This is a genomic window from Thioclava sp. F36-7 (genome assembly GCF_002020075.1).
GTDB lineage: Bacteria > Pseudomonadota > Alphaproteobacteria > Rhodobacterales > Rhodobacteraceae > Thioclava > Thioclava sediminum.
On the sequence record NZ_MPZR01000007.1, the window covers coordinates 93,500 to 112,767 of the forward strand.

General features: G+C 64.9%; 21 protein-coding genes. 6 read left to right on the forward strand and 15 right to left on the reverse strand.

Going from position 1 to position 19,268, the window contains the following annotated elements; genetic code table 11:
- Positions 1-91: 91 nt before the first annotated feature.
- Both BMI89_RS14040 and BMI89_RS14045 read right to left on the reverse strand, forming a co-directional pair.
- Entirely contained in the window at positions 92-526 is a 435-nt protein-coding gene (locus BMI89_RS14040; RefSeq protein WP_078571413.1) for a DUF1178 family protein, read from the reverse strand.
- Positions 527-593: 67 nt separating this feature from the next.
- Complete coding sequence (locus tag BMI89_RS14045) at positions 594-1,802, reverse strand: glycosyltransferase N-terminal domain-containing protein (RefSeq protein WP_078571639.1); 1,209 nt, start codon at positions 1,800-1,802, stop codon at positions 594-596.
- Between the two features lie 168 nt (positions 1,803-1,970).
- Here BMI89_RS14045 and BMI89_RS14050 point away from each other — a divergent pair, with 168 nt between their 5' ends.
- On the forward strand, positions 1,971-3,566 hold the full coding sequence (locus tag BMI89_RS14050) for an FAD-dependent oxidoreductase (protein ID WP_078571415.1): 1,596 nt from the start codon (positions 1,971-1,973) through the stop codon (positions 3,564-3,566).
- A 139-nt stretch (positions 3,567-3,705) separates the two neighbouring features.
- Here the strand turns inward: BMI89_RS14050 and BMI89_RS14055 are convergent, their stop codons facing one another.
- Entirely contained in the window at positions 3,706-4,461 is a 756-nt protein-coding gene (locus BMI89_RS14055) for an EcsC family protein (protein WP_078545270.1), read from the reverse strand.
- A gap of 48 nt (positions 4,462-4,509) precedes the next feature.
- Entirely contained in the window at positions 4,510-4,992 is a 483-nt protein-coding gene (locus BMI89_RS14060) for an N-acetyltransferase (protein WP_078545268.1), read from the reverse strand.
- Between the two features lie 77 nt (positions 4,993-5,069).
- On the opposite strand from BMI89_RS14060, the gene BMI89_RS14065 reads away from it, so the two are divergent.
- Positions 5,070-5,669, forward strand: coding sequence for a flavin reductase family protein (locus BMI89_RS14065; protein WP_078571417.1), 600 nt, complete (start codon positions 5,070-5,072; stop codon positions 5,667-5,669).
- Here the strand turns inward: BMI89_RS14065 and BMI89_RS14070 are convergent.
- A complete protein-coding gene (locus tag BMI89_RS14070; protein ID WP_078571418.1) occupies positions 5,659-6,537 on the reverse strand; it encodes a DMT family transporter in 879 nt (292 codons plus the stop codon). The two genes, BMI89_RS14065 and BMI89_RS14070, sit on opposite strands and share 11 nt — an antisense overlap.
- A gap of 137 nt (positions 6,538-6,674) precedes the next feature.
- On the opposite strand from BMI89_RS14070, the gene BMI89_RS14075 reads away from it, so the two are divergent.
- The 3 genes from BMI89_RS14075 to BMI89_RS14085 are packed head-to-tail and all read left to right on the forward strand — an operon-like array spanning position 6,675 to position 8,504.
- The gene (locus BMI89_RS14075) at positions 6,675-7,547 is read left to right on the forward strand and encodes an S-methyl-5'-thioadenosine phosphorylase (RefSeq protein ID WP_078571420.1); all 873 of its coding nucleotides are present in this window, start codon (positions 6,675-6,677) and stop codon (positions 7,545-7,547) included.
- Between the two features lie 7 nt (positions 7,548-7,554).
- Positions 7,555-8,085 carry an adenine phosphoribosyltransferase gene (locus BMI89_RS14080; RefSeq protein WP_078521850.1) on the forward strand — a complete coding sequence of 177 codons (531 nt, stop codon included), beginning with the start codon at positions 7,555-7,557 and terminating at the stop codon, positions 8,083-8,085.
- Positions 8,082-8,504 (forward strand): NUDIX hydrolase, encoded by a 423-nt coding sequence (locus BMI89_RS14085; RefSeq protein ID WP_078571421.1) that lies wholly within the window; start codon positions 8,082-8,084, stop codon positions 8,502-8,504. The genes BMI89_RS14080 and BMI89_RS14085 overlap by 4 nt, the downstream gene beginning before the upstream one ends.
- Positions 8,505-8,627: 123 nt before the next feature.
- On the opposite strand, the gene BMI89_RS14090 is transcribed toward BMI89_RS14085, so the two are convergent.
- From BMI89_RS14090 to coxB, 10 genes are all read right to left on the reverse strand, one after another.
- Positions 8,628-10,031 carry an FAD-binding oxidoreductase gene (locus tag BMI89_RS14090; RefSeq protein ID WP_078571423.1) on the reverse strand — a complete coding sequence of 468 codons (1,404 nt, stop codon included), beginning with the start codon at positions 10,029-10,031 and terminating at the stop codon, positions 8,628-8,630.
- A gap of 110 nt (positions 10,032-10,141) precedes the next feature.
- Positions 10,142-10,726 (reverse strand): GNAT family protein, encoded by a 585-nt coding sequence (locus BMI89_RS14095; RefSeq protein ID WP_078521856.1) that lies wholly within the window; start codon positions 10,724-10,726, stop codon positions 10,142-10,144.
- The gene (locus tag BMI89_RS14100) at positions 10,726-11,985 is read right to left on the reverse strand and encodes a pitrilysin family protein (RefSeq protein ID WP_078571425.1); all 1,260 of its coding nucleotides are present in this window, start codon (positions 11,983-11,985) and stop codon (positions 10,726-10,728) included. Before BMI89_RS14100 ends, BMI89_RS14095 begins: the two co-directional genes overlap by 1 nt.
- Entirely contained in the window at positions 11,982-13,379 is a 1,398-nt protein-coding gene (thrC, locus tag BMI89_RS14105; protein WP_078540226.1) for a threonine synthase, read from the reverse strand. Before thrC ends, BMI89_RS14100 begins: the two co-directional genes overlap by 4 nt.
- Before the next feature lie 9 nt (positions 13,380-13,388).
- Positions 13,389-14,069 (reverse strand): SURF1 family protein, encoded by a 681-nt coding sequence (locus BMI89_RS14110; protein WP_078571426.1) that lies wholly within the window; start codon positions 14,067-14,069, stop codon positions 13,389-13,391.
- Positions 14,070-14,141: 72 nt separating this feature from the next.
- Entirely contained in the window at positions 14,142-14,945 is an 804-nt protein-coding gene (locus tag BMI89_RS14115; protein WP_078571428.1) for a cytochrome c oxidase subunit 3, read from the reverse strand.
- A gap of 17 nt (positions 14,946-14,962) precedes the next feature.
- Positions 14,963-15,556, reverse strand: a complete 594-nt coding sequence (locus tag BMI89_RS14120) for a cytochrome c oxidase assembly protein (RefSeq protein ID WP_078521866.1) — start codon at positions 15,554-15,556, stop codon at positions 14,963-14,965.
- Entirely contained in the window at positions 15,553-15,747 is a 195-nt protein-coding gene (locus tag BMI89_RS14125) for a hypothetical protein (protein WP_078571429.1), read from the reverse strand. The genes BMI89_RS14120 and BMI89_RS14125 overlap by 4 nt, the downstream gene beginning before the upstream one ends.
- 3 nt (positions 15,748-15,750) lie before the next feature.
- Complete coding sequence (cyoE, locus tag BMI89_RS14130; protein ID WP_078571431.1) at positions 15,751-16,686, reverse strand: heme o synthase; 936 nt, start codon at positions 16,684-16,686, stop codon at positions 15,751-15,753.
- A 34-nt stretch (positions 16,687-16,720) separates the two neighbouring features.
- Positions 16,721-17,599 (reverse strand): cytochrome c oxidase subunit II, encoded by an 879-nt coding sequence (gene coxB, locus BMI89_RS14135; protein WP_143593919.1) that lies wholly within the window; start codon positions 17,597-17,599, stop codon positions 16,721-16,723.
- Positions 17,600-17,767: 168 nt separating this feature from the next.
- Between coxB and tldD the strand changes: the two genes are divergently transcribed.
- Positions 17,768-19,192 (forward strand): metalloprotease TldD, encoded by a 1,425-nt coding sequence (tldD, locus tag BMI89_RS14140; RefSeq protein WP_078571434.1) that lies wholly within the window; start codon positions 17,768-17,770, stop codon positions 19,190-19,192.
- The last annotated feature ends 76 nt before the right edge of the window (positions 19,193-19,268 follow it).

The following is a 19,268-nucleotide window of genomic DNA, read 5'->3' on the forward strand; positions in this document are numbered from 1 at the left end:
GGCGTTTCGAGGGTCTCAGATCGGCGCTGGGGCGCTGCCCCTCTTCGCTCGCGCGAATTCACCCTGGGATATTTGGAAAGAGCGAAAAGGGTCAGTTCGTCTTGCGAGTCGACAGGAAGGGCAGCGGCAGAACCGGCAGCCCGTCCTCCAGCATCTTGCGCGCCTCTTCGGGTTTCGCCTCGCCGTGGATCGCGCGTTTCTTGGCGGTGCCTTCGTGCATGGCGCGCGCTTCGGTGGCGAAGTTCATGCCGACGTAATCGGAATTCTTCTCGATCTCGCGACGCATCGCGGCGAGGGCCTGTTCGGCCTCGGATTGCGGCTGCGAAAGGGGGCGTTCAGCGGCAGGCTCGCCCGTCTTGCGCGTCTGTGCGACAGGCGGCGCCATCAGGGATTTTTCGACCTTTTTCGAACCGCAGATCGCACATTCCAGCTGGCCTGCGGCTTTGAGCGCCTCGAACCCGGAGGCCGAGGGGAACCAACTGTCGAAGCGGTGCTCATTCTCGCATTGCAGCGTATAACGGATCATGCCTGCATCTCCCGGATGCATATGGAAATAAGCGTTTCGCGCCGCGATGCAAGCGCGTCGCAATCGCTCAGAGCCGCGCGAGGAGCGCCTTTGCAAGGCTTTCGACATCGGCAGGCGGGCCAAGAGCCCCTCGTGCGGCGCGCGCCATTTCGGCCTGCGCGTCGGCGTCGAGCGCGGTGAAGGCGGCCGCAATATCGGCTTCGGTTTCGCAAAGCCGCGCCCCGCCTGCCGCATCGAGCGCGGCAAAGGCCTCGGCGAAATTCGCGACATCAGGACCGTGCAGCAAAGCGCAGCCGAAGCCCGCGGGCTCATAGGGGGTATGGCCGCCTTTTTCGACGAGCGAGCCGCCAACGAAACACAGGCCTGCGCTCGCATACCAGCGGCCCATCTCGCCCAGCGTATCGGCCAGATAGACCTCCGCCGTCGGAGGCTCGTCCTTCGAGCGAGTGGTATGGCGCAGCCCGGCCTTGGCGATCAGCGCCGCGATTTCGGGCGCACGGCGCGGATGGCGCGGAGCGAGGATCAGACGCAGGCCGGGGCGGCGCGCGCGCGCCTTCGCGAAGGCGGCAAGGATCGGCGCGTCTTCCCCCTCATGGGTCGACGCGGCAAGCACCGTATCGCTGCGCTGCCAGTCGAGCGGCACACCGGGTGCGACGGTGATCGCCGTCTTGAGATTGGCGGGCGGCAAAAGTCGATCACGCGGCAGGCCAAGGTCGAGGAACCGCGCCTCAGACCCCGCATCCTGCGCCGAGAGTGCGGTGATCTGGGCGATCATCGGCTGCGCGATCCCGATCTTCGCCCAGCGCGCCGCCGAACGCGCCGACATCCGTGCGCCGATCACGAAGATCGGTCGCGCCGCATCGGCCATCAGAGCCATGCGGTTCGGCCAAAGCTCGTTCTCGACCACGACGAGCGCGCGGGGATCATGCCGCGACAGAAACCGTCGCAGCGCGGCGCGATGATCGAGCGGGGCCATGCGGATCGCGATGCGCGGATCGGCCCAGCCCTGTCCCAGCTCGCGCGCCGTCACCGTGTTCACCGTCACCAACAGGTGCACCGCGGGTTCTGCGGCCAGCAGCGCATCGATCAAAGGCTTTGCGGAGGTCAACTCGCCGTTCGAAGCCGCGTGCAGCCATAGACGGTGCGGCGCGGCTTCCCCGCCGCCCAACCGCTCCGCCAGGGCAGTCCGGCTTTCCCGCCCGCGCAGCACGCGCCAAAGCAGCGCCGCCAGAACGGGCAGGCTCGCGATACTGACGAGAAGGCGGTAAAGGACCATGAAAGGCTCCGGCGAGATTTGCGCCATAGAACGGATCACCCCCCTCTCAGGCAAGCCCCTCCTTGCGTTTTCGCAAAGCGACTTTGCGCGAATGAACGGGTCACGGCCTTGTTTCCCGGGCGGCAGCTTGCGAAAGTCTTGCCCGGAGGCGCAGTTCGGGAGGGGCTTATGGAGCAATACGATTATATCGTCGTCGGCGGTGGCAGCGCGGGCTGCGTTCTGGCGAACCGCCTGTCGGAAGATCCGAAGAACAAGGTGCTGCTGCTCGAAGCAGGCGGGCGCGACAATTACCACTGGGTGCATATCCCGGTGGGCTACCTGTACTGCATCGGCAATCCGCGCACCGATTGGGGCTACAAGTCGAAAGCCGATGCCGGGCTGAACGGGCGCGAGCTGCTCTATCCGCGCGGGCGTATCCTTGGCGGCTGCTCCTCGATCAACGGCATGATCTACATGCGCGGTCAGGCGCGCGATTACGATATGTGGGCGCAGTCGGGCAATCCCGGCTGGAGCTGGGACGACGTGCTGCCGCTGTTCAAGAAGCAGGAAGATTTCTATCGCGGCGAGAGCGACCTGCACGGCGCGGGCGGCGAATTGCGGGTGGAGGAAGCCCGCGTGCGCTGGGAGATGCTCGACACCTTCCTCGAAGCCGCCGAGGAGGCAGGCTTCCCGCGCACCGACGATTTCAACACCGGCACCAACGAGGGCGGCGGCTATTTCCACGTCACGCAGAAATCCGGCTGGCGCTGGAGCGCGGTGAAAGCCTTCCTGAAACCGGCAATGCAGCGCCAGAACCTGCGGATCGAAACCAATGCGCAGGTCGAGAAGCTGCTGATCGAGGATGGCCGCGTCATCGGCATCCGCTACAATCAGAACGGCCAGAGCCATGACGTGAAGGCGGGCGAAACCGTCCTCTCCGCCGGTTCGGTAGGTTCCGTCCAGATCCTTGAGCTGTCGGGGATCGGGCGCGGCGACGTGCTGTCCGAGCATGGCATCACGCCGGTCGCCGAGGTCGATGGCGTGGGCGAGAACCTGCAGGATCACCTACAACTGCGCCTCATCTACAAGGTCTCGGGCGTCAAAAGCCTCAACACCATGTCCTCGACCCTTTGGGGCAAGGCGAAGATCGGGATGGAATATGCGTTGTTCCGCTCGGGGCCGATGTCGATGTCGCCCTCGCAGGTGGGCATCTTCACGCGCAGCTTCCCCGAGAAGGAGACGCCCGATCTGGAATATCACGTCCAGCCGGTCAGCCTCGACAAGTTCGGCGATGCGGTCCACCCCTTCCCCGGCATGACGGCGAGCGTGTGCAACCTGCGCCCCGAAAGCCGCGGCCATGTGCATATCACCTCGCCCGATTTCCGCGCCCATCCCGAGATCGCGCCGAATTACCTCTCGACCGAGGGCGATCGTCGCGTCGCCGCCGAAGCGATCCGGCAGGTCCGCCGCGTCGCCTCGCAACCCGCTTTCGCGAAATACAAACCTGAGGAATACAAGCCCGGCCCGGACTATCAGACCGAGGCGGATCTGGTGAAAGCGGCGGGCGATATCGGCACCACGATCTTCCACCCCGTCGGCACCTGCCGGATGGGCTCTGATGACGGCGCGGTGGTGGACTCGCGGTTAAGGTTGAAAGCGCTGAAAGGGCTGCGCATCGCGGATGCCTCGGTGATGCCGACGATCACCTCGGGCAACACCAACGCGCCGACGATGATGATCGCCGAGAAGGCCGCGCAGATGATCCTCGAGGACGCGAAGGGCTGAGGGTTCGGAGGGGGCGCTGCCCCCGCTCCTTCGGAGCCCCCCGGGATATTTTCGCCAAGAGGAAGAGAGGCGTTCTTCCTCTTGGTCTAAATATCCCCGCCGGAGGCATCCGACCGCGACCAGAGGCGCGACGCTTCGATCACTTGGCGATGCGGGCGACAAGCTCCTCGCGCAGCACGCCCTCATCGGTGCCCGTGTCGCGGGCTAGGCGCTTGAGACCGAAATGGACGCGGGCGATTTCCTGATAATAGCTGGTGAAGGCGTAGTTGACGGCAGCACCTGCGACCGCGCCAAGGACCGGGGCCGCCTGAGCCGCGAGTTTCTGACCCAGCACGATCGACAGGCGCGGCGCGACCTTGGCGATCAGCGATTTCAGGCTCGGCCCGGTGATGGTGGCGCGCGCGGCGAGGAAGCTTAGGTCCATCCCGTCATCGTCCTCGAGCGGCCCGGCAGAGGCGAAGACCCGCAGACATTCCAGCCGCACTTCCTCGGACGCCGGGTCGAAGCCATGTTCGGCAGCGATACCCTGTATGGCGCGCAGGAGCATGGTGACCGTGAAGGGCAATTCGGCGAGCGAACTGCCCAGACCCCCGACGCCGCCCGCAGCCCCCATCGCGGTGGTCAGCGTGCGATTCATCCAATCGGGCCGGTCCGAGACGATCCCGCGCGAACGCTCAGCAGCGGTCATCGCCCCTGACAACGCGCGTTCGGTCGCCCCGTCGAGCCCATTGCGGACCGGGGTGGGCAATTTGCCCAGCAGCCCCTCGGCAGAGCCTCCGATATAGCCGATCACCTGCATCACCACGCCGCCCGCCGCGCGGTGGCGTTTCGCGAGCGAGTCGAGCTGACCCAGAATCGCCGGGTCGCTCACGGGGGGAAGAATATCTGCCATCATCGCCTCCTTGCCTTTCCCTGATATGGGGCGGCGGAGGCGCTTCGGCAATCAGTCGTCTTTCTCGACTTGGCCTTTGACGCCGTCCCAGGCGCCGGGCACCAGTTCGAGGCCCAGAACGCGGTCGGGGTTGGTGGGCGGCGGCATCTCGACATCGTCGAGCTTCTCGAAGCCGAAGCGTTGGTAATAGGGCGCGTCGCCCACCAGCAGCACCCGCTCCCAGCCGAGATCGGCAGCGCGGGAAAGACTTTCATGCATCAGGATACCGCCCAGCCCTTCGCCCTGCCGCGTCGGGTGGACCGCGATCGGCCCCAGCAGCAGCACGCGCTTGCCGCCCACCCTGACCGGCCAGAAGCGGATCACCGCGGCGAGGATGCCGTCCTGGCGCAGCGTGAGGCAAAGCGGGCGCACGGGATCGACCCCGTCGCGCAGCCGGTAGGAGGACAGCGCCGTGCGGCCCGGCGCGAAGCAGAGGTCATAGAGCGCCTCGACTTCCCACCAGTCTTCCGCCGTCTCTTGTTCGAGCTGATACATACGCCCGCCGCCCCTTTCAGGCTGCCCCTTTCCTGTGCGGTAGCATGCGCTAAGTTCGGGATCAAACAGGAGAAAGCATGTTCTATCGCACCTCGGATGGCCACCCTCTCGCCCACAACCCGTTCAATTCCATCGTCGCCCCGCGACCGATCGGCTGGATTTCGACGCGCAGCGAGATGGGCGACAACCTTGCGCCCTACTCCTTCTTCAACGCGGTCGCCTATACGCCACCGCAGGTAATGTTCTCCTCGACCGGGGTGAAACCCGACCGCGACGGCACGAAGGACAGCGTCTCGCAGCTGCGCGAAGCGGGCGTGTTCTGCGCCAATCTCGTGACCTATGCGCTGAAGGATCAGATGAACGCCTCCTGCGCCAATTATCCGGCCGGCACCGATGAGTTCGCCGAATGCGGGATCGAGAAGGCGGAATGCGAGACCATCGATTGCCCGCGTGTGGCCGCGGCGCCTGCCTCGCTCGAATGTCGCGTGGTGCAGGTGATCAAGCTTCTGGGCGAGGGGAATTACCTCGTGCATGGCGAGGTGACGGGCATCCATATTGCGGACGATTGCCTGAAGGACGGGCTCTATTCACCGCCCGACCGTCTCGTGCGGCTTGGCAATCGCGGCGATTACGCGGCCGTGTCGGAAACCTTCGAGATGCTGCGGCCTAAGCTCTGATCCGGGCGCGCGCCCGGCTGCGGCGGCCTTCGACGAGCGTGTAGAGGCCGCTCGCCACGATCAGGGCTGCGCCCACGATCATCGCCGCATCGGGCCGCTCGCCAAACACCACCGCGCCGAGGATCAGCGCGAAGATCAGGCGGGTGTAGCGGAAGGGCGTGATGACCGAGACCTCGCCCATCCGCATCGCCTTGGTCAGCGACCAATAGGCGAGGCTGCCGAAGACCACCGCCCCGGCCACGTCGCGCAGCGCAAAGACATCGGGCGTCGTCACACCGCCGAAGATCAGCAGGATCAGCACGCCGGTCGGGATCAGCATCATGAAGCCGTAGAAGCTGAGCTGGAAATTCGACAGGACCGGCGGGCAGGCGCGCGTTGCCAGATCGCGCCCCGCAAAGCCCAGCATCCCCAGCACGGTCCAGAGTGCGGCCGGGACGAAACCGTCGAGGCCGGGGCGCAGCACGATCAGCACGCCGAGGAACCCGATCCCCACCGCGACCCAGCGGCGGATGCCGACGCGTTCGGAAAACACCACCGCCGCGCCTGCAACCACCACGAGCGGCGTCGCCTGCAGGATCGCAGAGGCATTGGACAGCGGCGTCAGCGCGATCCCCAGCGTGTAGCCGAGACGCCCCACAACTTCGAGCGCGAGCTTGATCAGGAGCGGTTTCGAGGCGAGCGCCGGATGCAGCAGCCGCTGGCCACGCGCGGTGATGAGCACGCCGAAGACCGCCATCCCGCCGAGGCCGAACAGCATCAGCACCACGCCCACCGCGAGATGGGTCGAGGCGGATTTGACGAACATGTCTTCCATCGCGAAGGCCGCCATCGCGACGACCATCAGCACCGAGCCGCGGATATTTTCCATAGATCCTCCCACGGGGACTCCCATATCCCCCTGCGCCGATAGACCGCGCGGCAAGTGGCTGCAATCCCTCTTTCCTCCCGGGGCCGTGGCGCTTAGGCTCGCCGCGACGCGGAAAAGACAGGCGAAGGATGCGCAGAATGGACAGAATGATCGGGGTGATCGGCGGCTCGGGCGTCTATCAGATCAACGGGCTCGAAGGGGCCGAATGGATCACCGTCGAGACGCCGTTCGGTGCGCCCTCCGATCAGGTGCTGACCGGCACGCTGGACGGTGTGAAGATGGCCTTCCTGCCCCGCCACGGGCGCGGCCATGTCGAGACGCCGACGACCGTTCCCTACCGCGCCAATATCGCCGCGATGAAACAGCTGGGCATCACCGATCTGATCGCCGTCTCCGCCGTGGGCTCGCTGAAAGAGGCCTATGCGCCGGGCGATTTCCTGATCGTGGACCAGTATATCGACCGCACCTTCGCCCGCGAGAAGACCTTCTTCGGTCCGGGCATGGTGGGCCATGTCTCGGTCGCACATCCTGTTTGCTCCGACCTCTCGGCCGCCTGCGCCGAGGCCGCGCGCAAAACCGGCGTGAGCGTCCATGAGGGCGGCACCTATGTCGCAATGGAGGGCCCGCAATTCTCAACCAAGGCCGAGAGCGAGCTGTACCGCCAATGGGGCGCCGACGTGATCGGCATGACCGGAATGCCCGAGGCCAAGCTCGCCCGCGAGGCGGAACTGCATTACGCCTGCGTCGCGATGATCACCGATTACGACTGCTGGCACCCCGATCATGATGCCGTGGATGTGGCGCAGGTCGTTGCCGTCGCGATGAAGAACGCCGATAAGGCGCGCGCTCTGGTCGCGGCTCTGCCCGGTCTGCTGAAGGGCGCGGCGGGCGATTGCGCCACCGGCTGCACCCACGCCCTCGACAGCGCGATCATGACCGCCCCCGACAAGCGCGACCCCGAGATGGCGCGCAAACTGAAGACCATCGCGGGCCGCGTGCTCGACCTCTGAGGATCCCATGACCAACGTCAAAGACTATATCCGCACCATCGCCGATTTCCCCCATGAGGGGATCATGTTCCGCGATGTGACGACGCTCTTCGCCGATCCGCGCGGCTTCCGTATGGCGATCGACCAGTTGCTGCATCCGTGGGCGGGCCAGCAGATCGACAAGGTCGTGGGGCTGGAGGCGCGCGGCTTCATCATCGGCGGCGCGATCGCGCATCAGCTGTCGAAAGGTTTCGTGCCGATCCGCAAGAAGGGCAAGCTCCCGGGCCAGACGATTTCGCAGGCCTACCAGCTGGAATATGGCGAGGCGGTGATGGAGATGCATGAGGATGCGATCAAGCCGGGCGAGAAGGTTCTGGTCGTCGACGATCTGCTGGCCACCGGCGGTACTGCGCAGGCGGGCATCCAGCTGATCGAGCGCGTCGGCGGCGAGATCGTGGGCCTCTCCTTCATCGTCGATCTGCCGGAACTGGGCGGGCGCAAGCTGCTCGAAGATCGCGGCATGAATGTCAGCGTTCTGTGCGAATTCGAGGGGGCGTGAGCCCCCGTCCCGTCCCCGCCATTCTCGCCGTCGTGATCCGCGACGGACAGGCGCTGTTGGTGCAGCGGGCGAACCCGCCCGATGCCGGGCTCTGGGGCTTTCCCGGCGGCAAGGTCGAGTTCGGCGAGACGCTTCTTGCGGCGGCAGAGCGCGAATTGCTTGAAGAGACCGGCGTGCGGGCGAGGGCCACCCATGCCTTCAACGCACTCGACGTCCTCGCCGAGGATGGAAAGGGCACGCTGGAGCATCACTTCGTGCTGGTCGCGGTCGAGTGTCAATGGCAGGCCGGAGAGCCGGTCGCGGACGACGACGCGCTGGATGCGCGCTGGGTTGCTATCGACCGGATGGAGGAGGACCTTCCCCTCAGCCGCGACGTGGCGCGGATCGCGCGGCAGGCCGCCGCGCTCGGACCGCGTTAACGTCTTTCTTACGCGAATCGACCTACCCTGAGCGGGCCTGATGGTTCGGCTGCTTGCAATGACACGTGAACCAGAGCGCCGCGCTCCGCCTGCTCTCCTGGCGGGGCGCGTTTCTCTTGGCCCTCAGCGCTCCGCCAGCACCGCGCCGGGGTTGAGAATGCCCTTGGGGTCGAGCGCCGCCTTGATCGCGCGCATCGCGGCCAGCTTGCCCGGATCGCCGTAACGCTCCAGATCGCCCACTTTCAGCCGCCCGATCCCGTGCTCGGCCGAGATCGAGCCGCCAAAGCGGTCCACCAGATCGTAGACCGTTTCGGGGATCGCACGACGCAGGTTCTCGTATTCCTTGCGGTCGCGCCCCTCGGCGGGGAAGGCGTTGAAATGCAGATTGCCGTCGCCGACATGGCCGAAGCAGTTGATCCGGATATTGCCGAGGTCGAGAAGCGCATCACGCGCCTCTTCGATGAAAGCGGCCAGTTTCGGCAGCGGCAACGAGATGTCATGGCTCGAGATCGATCCGATCCGCTTGTTCGCCTCCGGCAGGCTCTCGCGCAGGGACCACATCTGGGCGCGCTGGCTCTCGGAACTTGCGATCACCCCGTCGCTGACCAGCCCCTCGGCCGCCTCGAACAGCTCTGCCAGCGCCTCCTCCGGCGCCAGCCCTTCGGGCAGACCGATCTCGATCAGCACCGACCAGTCGGGGCGCGCCTCGAAAGGCTGATGCACCTCCGGCCCGACCTCGTCGAGAAAGCGCAGCCCCTGGCCCGAGATCATCTCGAAGGCCGACACGCAGCCCGGCATCCGGGCCTCGGCGAGTTCCAGCAGTTCCAGCGCGGCGGCGGGACTTTCGACCACCATCATCGCCGTGCCGACCGCCGCTGGGCGCGGGAACAGCCGCAGGGTCGCCGCCGTGATGATCCCGAGCGTGCCCTCGGACCCGATCAGCAGGTCCTTCAGATCGTAGCCGGTATTGTCCTTGCGCAGATGCTTGAGGCCGGAGATCACCGTGCCATCGGCCAGCACCGCCTCGACGCCCAGACACAGCTCGCGCGCGTTGCCATAGCGCAGTACGTTCACCCCGCCCGCATTGGTCGCCAGCACACCGCCGATCCGGGCAGAGCCCTGGCTTGCGATCGTCAGCGGGAACAGCCGCTCCGCGCCTTCCGCCGCCTGCTGGGCCTCGAGCAGCGTCGCGCCGGCCTCGATCTCCAGAACATGGCCGGTGACCGCACGGACGGCATTCATTTTCTCGAGGCTCAGGATGACTGGCACGGGACCGTCTTCGGTGATCTGGCCACCGACCAGACCGGTGCCGCCGCCATAGGGCAGCACGGCGACGCCCGCCGCGTGACAGTGCTTCAGAACCGCTGCGACCTCTTCGGTCGACGTCGGCTTGACCAGAACTCCGCCAAAGCCGTGATACCGCCCGCGCGGCTCTTCCAGATAGGACGCGCCCGGCGCCCCGAGGCTCAGGCCCGGCACCGCGTCCCGCAGCGTCTCGACGAAACTTTCATCAGCGGCGGTGCGCATCTCTGCCTCCTTCGGCTTGGCTTAAGTATCCCGGGGGGCTGGCTGCGCCAGCGGGGGCAGCGCCCCCTCGACCGTTCGCCACGCACCATGTCGCGCGAGCGCAAGTGTCCCTATCGGACATCCGTCCGTCCCCGGCGATCCGAGCGCAGGTTGGAATAGAGGACATGATTGCGCCAGCGCCCGTTGATCTGCAGGTAGCTCTGCGCGACGCCCTCGTATTTGAAGCCGGATTTCTCCAGCACCCCGCGCGAGGCCGCGTTCTCGGGCAGACAAGCTGCCTCGATGCGGCTCAGGTCGAGCTTCGTGAAAGCGTAATGAACCACGGCCTCGATCGCCTCGCGCATATAGCCATGACGCGCGTGGCGTTGGCCGATCCAATAGCCCAGCGTGCCCGCCTGCGCCGGTCCGCGCCGGATATTGTCGAGCGTGATCGCCCCCAGAAAAATGTCATCGCGGCGCGAGAACAGAAATACGGGAACGGCGGTGCCGTTCGCGATCGCGCGCGCCGCCCAATAGACCCGGTTCGAGAACGCCTTGCGGCTGAGGTGATCGGAGGACCAACTCGGCTCCCAGGGCGTCAGGAAGTCACGGCTATCCTCGCGCAGGCTGGCCCACGGACGATAATCCCCATGCTGCGGCGGACGCAGGATCATTCGATCCGTATCGATCCGCAGCTGACGACGACGCGCGAACATCAGGCGGCGAGCCTTTCGCGCAGCTCCCCAAGCTCGGGCGCATCTTTGACCGGGCCGTAAAGCGCCATTGCCGTGCGTCCGCCGATGGCGAGCCGTTCGCCGAAATCGCGCACCGCATCGCGGGTGACGCTGTCGATCCGCGCCGAGGCCTCGTCGATCCCGGGCACCCGGCCCCAGATATAGAGGCTGCGCGCCATGCGTTCCGCGCGCGCCGAGGCGCTTTCCAGCCCCATCAGCAGACCTGCCTTGATCTGGGCGCGGGCGCGGGCGATCTCGACCTCGGTCATGTCCTCGGCGGCGCGCTTCAGCTCGTCGATGGTCAGTTCGGCCAGACCGCGGACCTCGTCGCCGGAGGTGCCTGCATAGACGGTGAACATGCCGGTATCCTCATAGGCGCCTGCCTGCGAGAAGATCGTGTAGCACAACCCGCGCTCTTCGCGGATCTTCTGGAACAGGCGCGAGGACATCCCCCCGCCCATCGCCACCGAATAGACCTGTGCGGTGTAGAGATCGGCGTCGCGATAGCTGGGCGACTCGATGCCAAGCGCGAAATGCGCCTGTTCGAGCTGTTTGATCTCGCGCCGCTCGTTGCCGATCCATTTCGCCGGATAGGGCGCGGGGTTCAGCGCGGGGCGCAGGTCGCCGAAGATATCTTCGGCGCGTTTCACGATCTCCGCGTGATCGACCGCACCCGCCGCCGAAAGGATCATCTGATCGGGGCCGTAATGTTCGGTCACGAAAGCCGAGAGATCGTCACGCGCGAAGCTGCGGACCTTCTCCGCCGGGCCGAGGATCGTGCGGCCCATCGGCTGATCGGGATACGCGGCCTCTTGCAGCCAGTCGAAGATCACATCGTCGGGCGTGTCGAGCGACTGGCCGATCTCTTGCAGGATCACGCCGCGCTCCACCTCAATCTCGCGCTGATCGAAGACCGGGTTCAGCAGAATGTCCGAAATCACGTCGAGCGCGAGCGGCACGTCTTCGGCAAGCACGCGGGCGTAATAGGCGGTCATCTCGCGCGAGGTATAGGCGTTGATATAGCCGCCCACGTCCTCGATCGCTTCCGCGATCTGCAGCGCCGAGCGCGTCTTCGTGCCCTTGAACGCCATATGTTCGAGGAAATGAGCGATGCCGTTCTGTTCGGGGCGCTCGTGGCGGCCACCGGCCGTGATCCAGACGCCGATCGCGGCAGAGGCGAGGCCCGGCATCGACTCGGTGATGATGCGCAGACCGTTCTTCAGGGTGGTCATTTCGATCATGTGCGGCGGCGCTCCCGGATCAGGGCTTCAAGGTCTGCAAGGTCATTCGGCACGCGGGTCACGCGCTCCTCGCGGGTGAACAGATCCGCCATGCGCGGCGGCAGGTCGGGGCGGATGCCCGTTGCCTCTTCCACCGCATCGGGGAACTTCGCGGGATGCGCAGTGGCGAGCGTGATCATCGGCGTGGCCGGGTCGCGCGCGACCGCCGTTTTGCCGACGTTCACGCCGACAGCCGAATGCGGACAGAGCAGCTCGCCGGTTTCCTTGAGCGTATCGCCGATCTCTTCCATCGTGCGCGCCTCGCCAACCGAACCGCTGTCGTAGATGTCGCGCAGCGCACCGATCGCGTTTTCGGAGACGGTGAAGGAGCCTTCGGTTTTCAGCTCGTCCATCAGCTTCTCGATCGCGGCCCCGTCCTTGCCATAGGCCCAGAACAGCGCGCGCTCGAAATTCGAGCTTACCTCGATATCCATAGACGGCGAGATCGAGGGCGTGACGCCCTGCTTGGTGTAATCGCCCTTCTCGAGGCAGCGATGCAGAATGTCGTTCTGGTTCGTCGCGATCACCAGACGCTCGACCGGCAGGCCCATTTCTTTCGCAAGGAAGCCCGCGAAGATATCGCCGAAATTGCCGGTGGGCACGGTGAAGGAGACCTTGCGATGCGGCGCACCAAGCGCCACGGCCGAGGAAAAGAAATACACGATCTGCGCCAGCACGCGGGCGAAGTTGATCGAGTTCACGCCCGCCAGACCGACCTCATCGCGGAAGTCAAAGTCGTTGAACATGTCCTTCAGCTTGCCCTGGCAATCGTCGAAATCACCATCGAGCGCGAGCGCGTGGACATTGCTCTCGATAGGCGTCGTCATCTGGCGGCGCTGCACTTCGGAGACACGGCCATGCGGGAAGAGGATGAACACGTCGACATTGTCGAGCCCGCGGAACGCCTCGATCGCCGCCGAGCCGGTATCGCCCGAGGTGGCGCCGACGATGGTGATCTTCTGGTTGCGCTTTTGCAGTTCGATCTGGAACAGCTGCCCGATCACCTGCATCGCGAAATCCTTGAACGCGAGCGTGGGGCCGTGGAACAGCTCCAGCAGGAAGTGGTTCGGCGCCAGTTGCACCATCGGCGCGCGGGCGACATGGCCGAAGCCGGAATAGGCGCGCGTGATAGCGCCGCGCAGTTCCTCGTCCGAGAACGTCTCGGAGACAAAGGGCTTCATCACACGGAACGCGACTTCCTCGTAGGGCTGCCCTGCGAGCGCTGCGATCTCATCGGCGGAGAACTGCGGCACGGTCTCAGGCACGTAAAGCCCGCCGTCACGGGCAAGCCCCGTCAGCATCGCATCGCCGAAATTCAGAACCGGGGCTTTGCCCCGAGTGGAAACATAACGCATCGTCAATCCTCAGGCCTGTTGCCGCCTGATACGCCAGAGAAGAAAGATTGTCATCCCAGCCCAGACGATTGCGAGCAAAAACCAGGTGATCGCGTAACCGAGGTGGTCATTCGGGATGCCGGTGATGGTGACGGGGACCGGCGTTATGCCCTGCGCGGCCCCTTGAACGGTGCGGGCGACGATCAGGATCGGCTCGGTGCCGAGCTTTGCAGCCATCGCGGGCACGTCGCGGGCAAACCAGATGCCGGTCTTGGCATCGGGCTCGGGGGTGTAGCTGTCGGTCTCTTCGGGCCAGTGCAGGTTGCCGGTGACGGTGAGCTCCGTGGCGGGGCGGTCGGAGCCCTTCTCGCCCTCGGGGATGAAGCCGCGGTCGAGCAGGATCTTGCGGCCCTTATCCGTCTCGAAAGCGTCGATGACCCGGTAGCCCGCGCCGACGCCCTTCTGGCCCGAAAGCACGAGGATCTCCTGCCCCGTCGTGCGCCCGCTTACCGTGACGGGTTCGTATTTCAGCGGCTTGGTGTCGGTGCCCTTGGTCGGCAGCGCCTGCGGCTGGCCTTCGATCTTGGCGGAAATCTCGGCCAGCATCGCCTCTTTCCAGCCAAGGCGCTGCACCTGCCAGATGCCGAGCGAGATCAGGATCGCGCAGCCGACGACGCCCAGCAGCAGCGGAAAGATGTAGCGTTTCATCAAGCCTCCAACAAAGCGGCGCGAGGGTCGCCCCCCGCGCCGATCTGCGCATTTGCGTGTTAATGCCGGGGGCGCTTACGCGCTGCCCCAGATATAGATCGACGCGAACAGGAAGAGCCAGACCACATCGACGAAGTGCCAGTACCAGGCGGCGGCTTCGAAGCCGACATGCTCATTCTGGGTCATCTGCCCCTTCACGATACGGATCAGGCAGACCAGCAGGAAGATCGTCCCGATGATCACGTGCGCCCCGTGGAAGCCCGTCGCCATGAAGAAGTTGGCACCGTAGATATTGCCCGCCAGACCGAAGGCCGCGTGGCTGTACTCGTAGGCCTGCAGGACCGTGAAGGACGCGCCGAGGATGACCGTCAGGATCAGGCCCTGCTTGACTTGGCTGCGGTCATTTTCATGCACCAGCGCGTGGTGGGCCCAGGTGAGCGTCACGCCCGACAGGAGCAGGATCACGGTGTTGATAAGCGGCAGGTGCCACGGATCGAAAGTCACGATGCCCTCGGGCGGCCAGACGCCATCCTGAATGGGGCTCATCGGGCCCATCGGATACATGGCGTGCTTGAAGAAGCTCCAGAACCAGGCCGCGAAGAACATCACTTCGGACATGATGAACAGGATGAAGCCATAGCGCAGGCCGATCCGCACCACCGGGGTGTGATCGCCCACTTCGCCCTCGTGAACTACGTCCGACCACCAGCCATACATGGTGTAGAGCACCACGAGCAGGCCGCCGAAGAAGACGTAATGGGTAATGCTCTGCATCCAGAGCACCGCCCCGAAGAGCATGATGAAGCCGCCCACGGCGCCGAGGAATGGCCAGATCGAGGGCGGTAGGATGTGGTAGTCGTGGTTCTTTGCGTGGGCCATGCGTCTCCCTCCGATGGCTAGTTGACCGTCTCCGTCTCCCTTTGACGGACCGAGGCAGTTTCCTCCGGCTCGGGAAGGTCGGTTTCATAGAAAGTATAGCTCAACGTGATCGCGTGAATCCGCTTCGCATCGGCATCCTCGACAATGTCGGGATCGACGAAGAAGCTCACCGGCATCTGCACCCTCTCCCCGGGTTGCAGCACCTGTTCGGTGAAGCAGAAACACTGGATCTTGTCGAAATAGTAGCCAGCCACGTCGGGCGAAACATTGTAGCTCGCCGTGCCCGCGATCGGATGATCGGTCGGGTTGTAGGCCTCGTAGAAGGCGAGCCCGTTCTGCCCGATCTTCAGTTTCATCTCGGTCTGGACCGGCTTGAACTCCCACGGCATGCCGCGCGCGACATTGGCGTCGAAACGCACGAGGATCTCGCGGTCGAGCACTTTGTCGGGCAGCACCTCGGCGGTGTTGGTCGTACCGCCATAGCCGGTCGTCTTGCAGAACCAGTTGTAGAACGGCACCGCAGCCCAAGCCCCTGCCCCCATCACGACGATCACCGCGAGCAGCGAGAGCAGCACGCGCGTGTTCGACCGATCTGCGGGGCGTTGGGTCATTTCGCGGCCCCTTCCGCCGGCAGCACGGAGGCGCGCGGCTGGTGGTCGTAGGCTTCCATTTTCGAGCCGTTCTCGACCTTGACCACGGTCAGGCCGAAGACGATTGCGACGAACCCGAGAAGAACCGCGCCCAGCCCCGCATTGCGCGAGAACCGACGGATATGAAGGTCACTGTCCCGGGTGATTGCCATCGCTTACCAGACTCCCAAACCGATATAGCTCAGCCCCGCTTCGGCCAGCAAAGCTGCGAAATGCGCGAAGAGGTAGATGAGCGAGAAATAGAAGAAGCGCTTCTCGACCGCGTATTTGTCGGCCTCCGCCTGTGCTTCGGTGCGGGCGTGGATGTCGATCGCGCCCTTGATGAACAGCGCATTCATGATCAGCGCCGTCGCGAAATAGACCGGACCGCCGATCGAGGTGAAACCCGTGCCGACCGCGATGGGGGCGAGAATGAAGGCATAGAACAGGATGTTCTTGCGCGTGACCAGACGACCATGGGTCGAGGTCAGCATCGGCACTTTCGCCTCGTCGTAATCGGCCTTCATGAACAGCGCGAGCGACCAGAAATGCGGCGGCGTCCAGAGGAAGACCAGCAGGAACATCGCCACGGATTCGATCGAGATGCCGCCCGTCGACACGGCCCAGCCGATCATCGGAGGGAACGCGCCCGCCGCGCCGCCGATCACGATGTTCTGCGGCGTCGCGCGCTTCAGCCACATCGTGTAGACGACGACGTAGAAGAAGATGGTGAAGGCGAGGAACAGGCCCGAGAAGATATTCGTGGCCAGCGCCAGCATCACGCAGGAGATGCCCGACAGAGCGAGGCCGAAGCCCAGCGCCTCGCGCTCCGACACGCGGCCCGCCGGGATCGGACGGTTCCGGGTGCGGCGCATGATCCGGTCGATATCCGCGTCATACCACATGTTCAGCGCGCCCGAGGCCCCGCCGCCCAGCGCGATGAACAGGATCGCGACGAAGCCCACGAACGGATGCACCGGATTCGGCGCAACCACGAGGCCGACGAAGGCGGTAAAGACCACCAGCGACATCACGCGCGGCTTCAGAAGCGCGATGTAGTCGCCGAACCGCGCCTCGTTGTCCTGTTGGCGGATATAGCTGATGTCACTCATGAAAGCGTCCCTCGGGTGTTATCGCACAATGAATTCAGTTCTGTGCGACCCGAACCGCGCCATCCGTCTCGACCGAGGCGAAGTCATTCTTCGCACGCTCAAGCCAGTTAGCGTAAACTTCCGGTGAGACAACTTTGACCACGATGGGCATGTAAGCGTGATTGGTGCCGCAAAGCTCCGAACACTGGCCGAAATACACACCTTCTTGATCGGCCTTAAACCACAATTGCGCGATCCGGCCCGGCACGGCGTCCTGCTTCACGGCGAAGGCCGGCACGGTCCAGCTGTGAATCACGTCCGCGCCAGTGACTTGCACGACGATCGTCTTGCCCGCGGGCACGACCATCGCGTTGTCAGCTGCCAGCAGATATTCGTCAGGCGCATAGCCATGATCTGCGAGCTCGTCTTTCGCGAGCAGCAGCGAATCGAAAGCAACGCCTTCATCGGGGTATTCGTAGCCCCAGTACCACTGGTAGCCGGTCACCTTAACGGTGATGTCGCCTTCCGGGATTTCCTGCTGATTCCACAGCGCGGGCAGCGAAAACGCCCCGATCGCCACGAGAATCACGATCGGCACGAAGGTCCAGGTGATCTCGAGCGGCGTGTTATGGGTGAAGCTGCGCGGCGTCGGATTGGCGCGGCTGTTGAAGCGCAGGATCGCGTAGATGATCAGCGCAAACACGAAAACGCAGATCCCGGCGATGATCACCAGCAGCATATGGTCGAGCCATTGCTGATCTTCCGCGAGGTTCGAGGACGCGGGCTGGAAGCCCGTGCCGCCCAGATGCGGCTTACCGATCACCGGCAGCCCCTTGATCATGTCCTGAGCCGAGGCCTGCCCGGCGACGAGCGTCAACATAACAGCCGACGTGACAGCGGCCGCGATGCCGCGGCCCTTGCTTGCAAAGCGCATAAGTCCCATGTCTCCCTTTTGGCGGCGTTTCTCCCTGCCGCCCGACGGCGTTCGGATCTCCCAAACCGTTCACCGTTGCGTGTTCTCACTTTAAAATCATATTGGGAGGGTGGCGCAAGCAAAAGCTGCGACATTTTGTCAAAATTGATCGCCTTAGCAGGAGTCCAGATGACCAAGCCCGACCGTTTCGCCCCTTTCGAGGACAAGCTCGACCAGGATCGCGCGCTGCATCTGCTGCGTGAAGCGACCGCAGGGGCTGAGGATGGCGAGCTGTTTCTCGAACAGCGCCGGTCCGAGGCGCTGGTCTTCGATGACGGGCGCGTCAAGACCGCCTCTTACGATGCCTCCGAAGGATTCGGCCTGCGCGCAGTGAAGGGCGATGTGGCGGGCTATGCCCATTCGACCGAGATTTCCGAAGCCGCGCTGAAGCGGGCGACAGAGACCGCGCGACTGGCCGTGGGCGACGGCGGCGGCACGATGGCACCGCCGCCCAAGGGCACGAACCTGCATCTTTATAGTGATACCGATCCCGTCTCGGACACGCCCTTCGCCGCGAAGATCGACATCCTGCGCGAGATCGACGCGTTCGCCCGCGACCTCGACCCGCGCGTCGTGCAGGTCTCGGCCTCGATGGCGGCCAGCCTGCAGGAAGTGTTCATCCTGCGCCCCGAGGGTGGGCTGGTCTCGGATATCCGCCCGATGGCGCGGATCAACATCTCGGTCATCGTGGAAGAGAACGGACGCCGCGAATCCGGCGGTCATGGCGGCGGCGGGCGGTTCGGCCTCTCGGGCCTGATCGAGCCCGCGCATTGGCAGCCGGTCGCGCGCGAGGCGCTTCGCATCGCGCTGGTGAACCTGCGCGCCGAGCCCGCACCTGCGGGCGTGATGGATGTGGTGCTTGGGCCGGGCTGGCCGGGCGTGCTACTGCACGAAGCGGTCGGCCACGGCCTCGAAGGCGACTTCAACCGCAAGAAATCTTCGGCCTTCGCTGGGCTGATGGGTCAGCAGGTGGCGGCGAAAGGCGTCACTGTGCTCGATGACGGCACGATCCCCAACCGGCGCGGTTCGATCACGATCGACGACGAGGGCACGCCCTCGGGCAAGAACGTGTTGATCGAGGATGGCGTGCTCGTGGGCTACATGCAGGACCGCCAGAACGCGCGCCTGATGGGCGTGGAGGCCACAGGCAACGGGCGGCGCGAGAGCTTTGCCCATGCCCCGATGCCGCGGATGACCAACACCTACATGCTGGGCGGCGATGCCGATCCGGGCGAGATTCTCGCCGATTTGAAGGACGGCATCTATGCAGTCGGCTTCGGCGGCGGTCAGGTCGACATCACCAATGGCAAATTCGTTTTCAATTGCACCGAAGCTTATCGCGTGAAGAACGGCGTCGTCGGCGCGCCGGTGCGCGGGGCGACCCTGATCGGCGACGGGCCGACCGCGATGCAGCATATCCGCGCCATCGGCAACGATCTCGCGCTGGATCCCGGCATCGGCAATTGCGGCAAGGCGGGCCAATGGGTGCCGGTGGGCGTCGGCCAACCGACCCTGATGATCGGCGGGCTGACCGTGGGCGGCTCGGCCGCGTAAACGTTTCGCCGACGGGCGTGGGGGAGATGATCCGGCGAGGTCTCCCCCGCGGCCCCAAGCTGCAAATCGGTAGCGC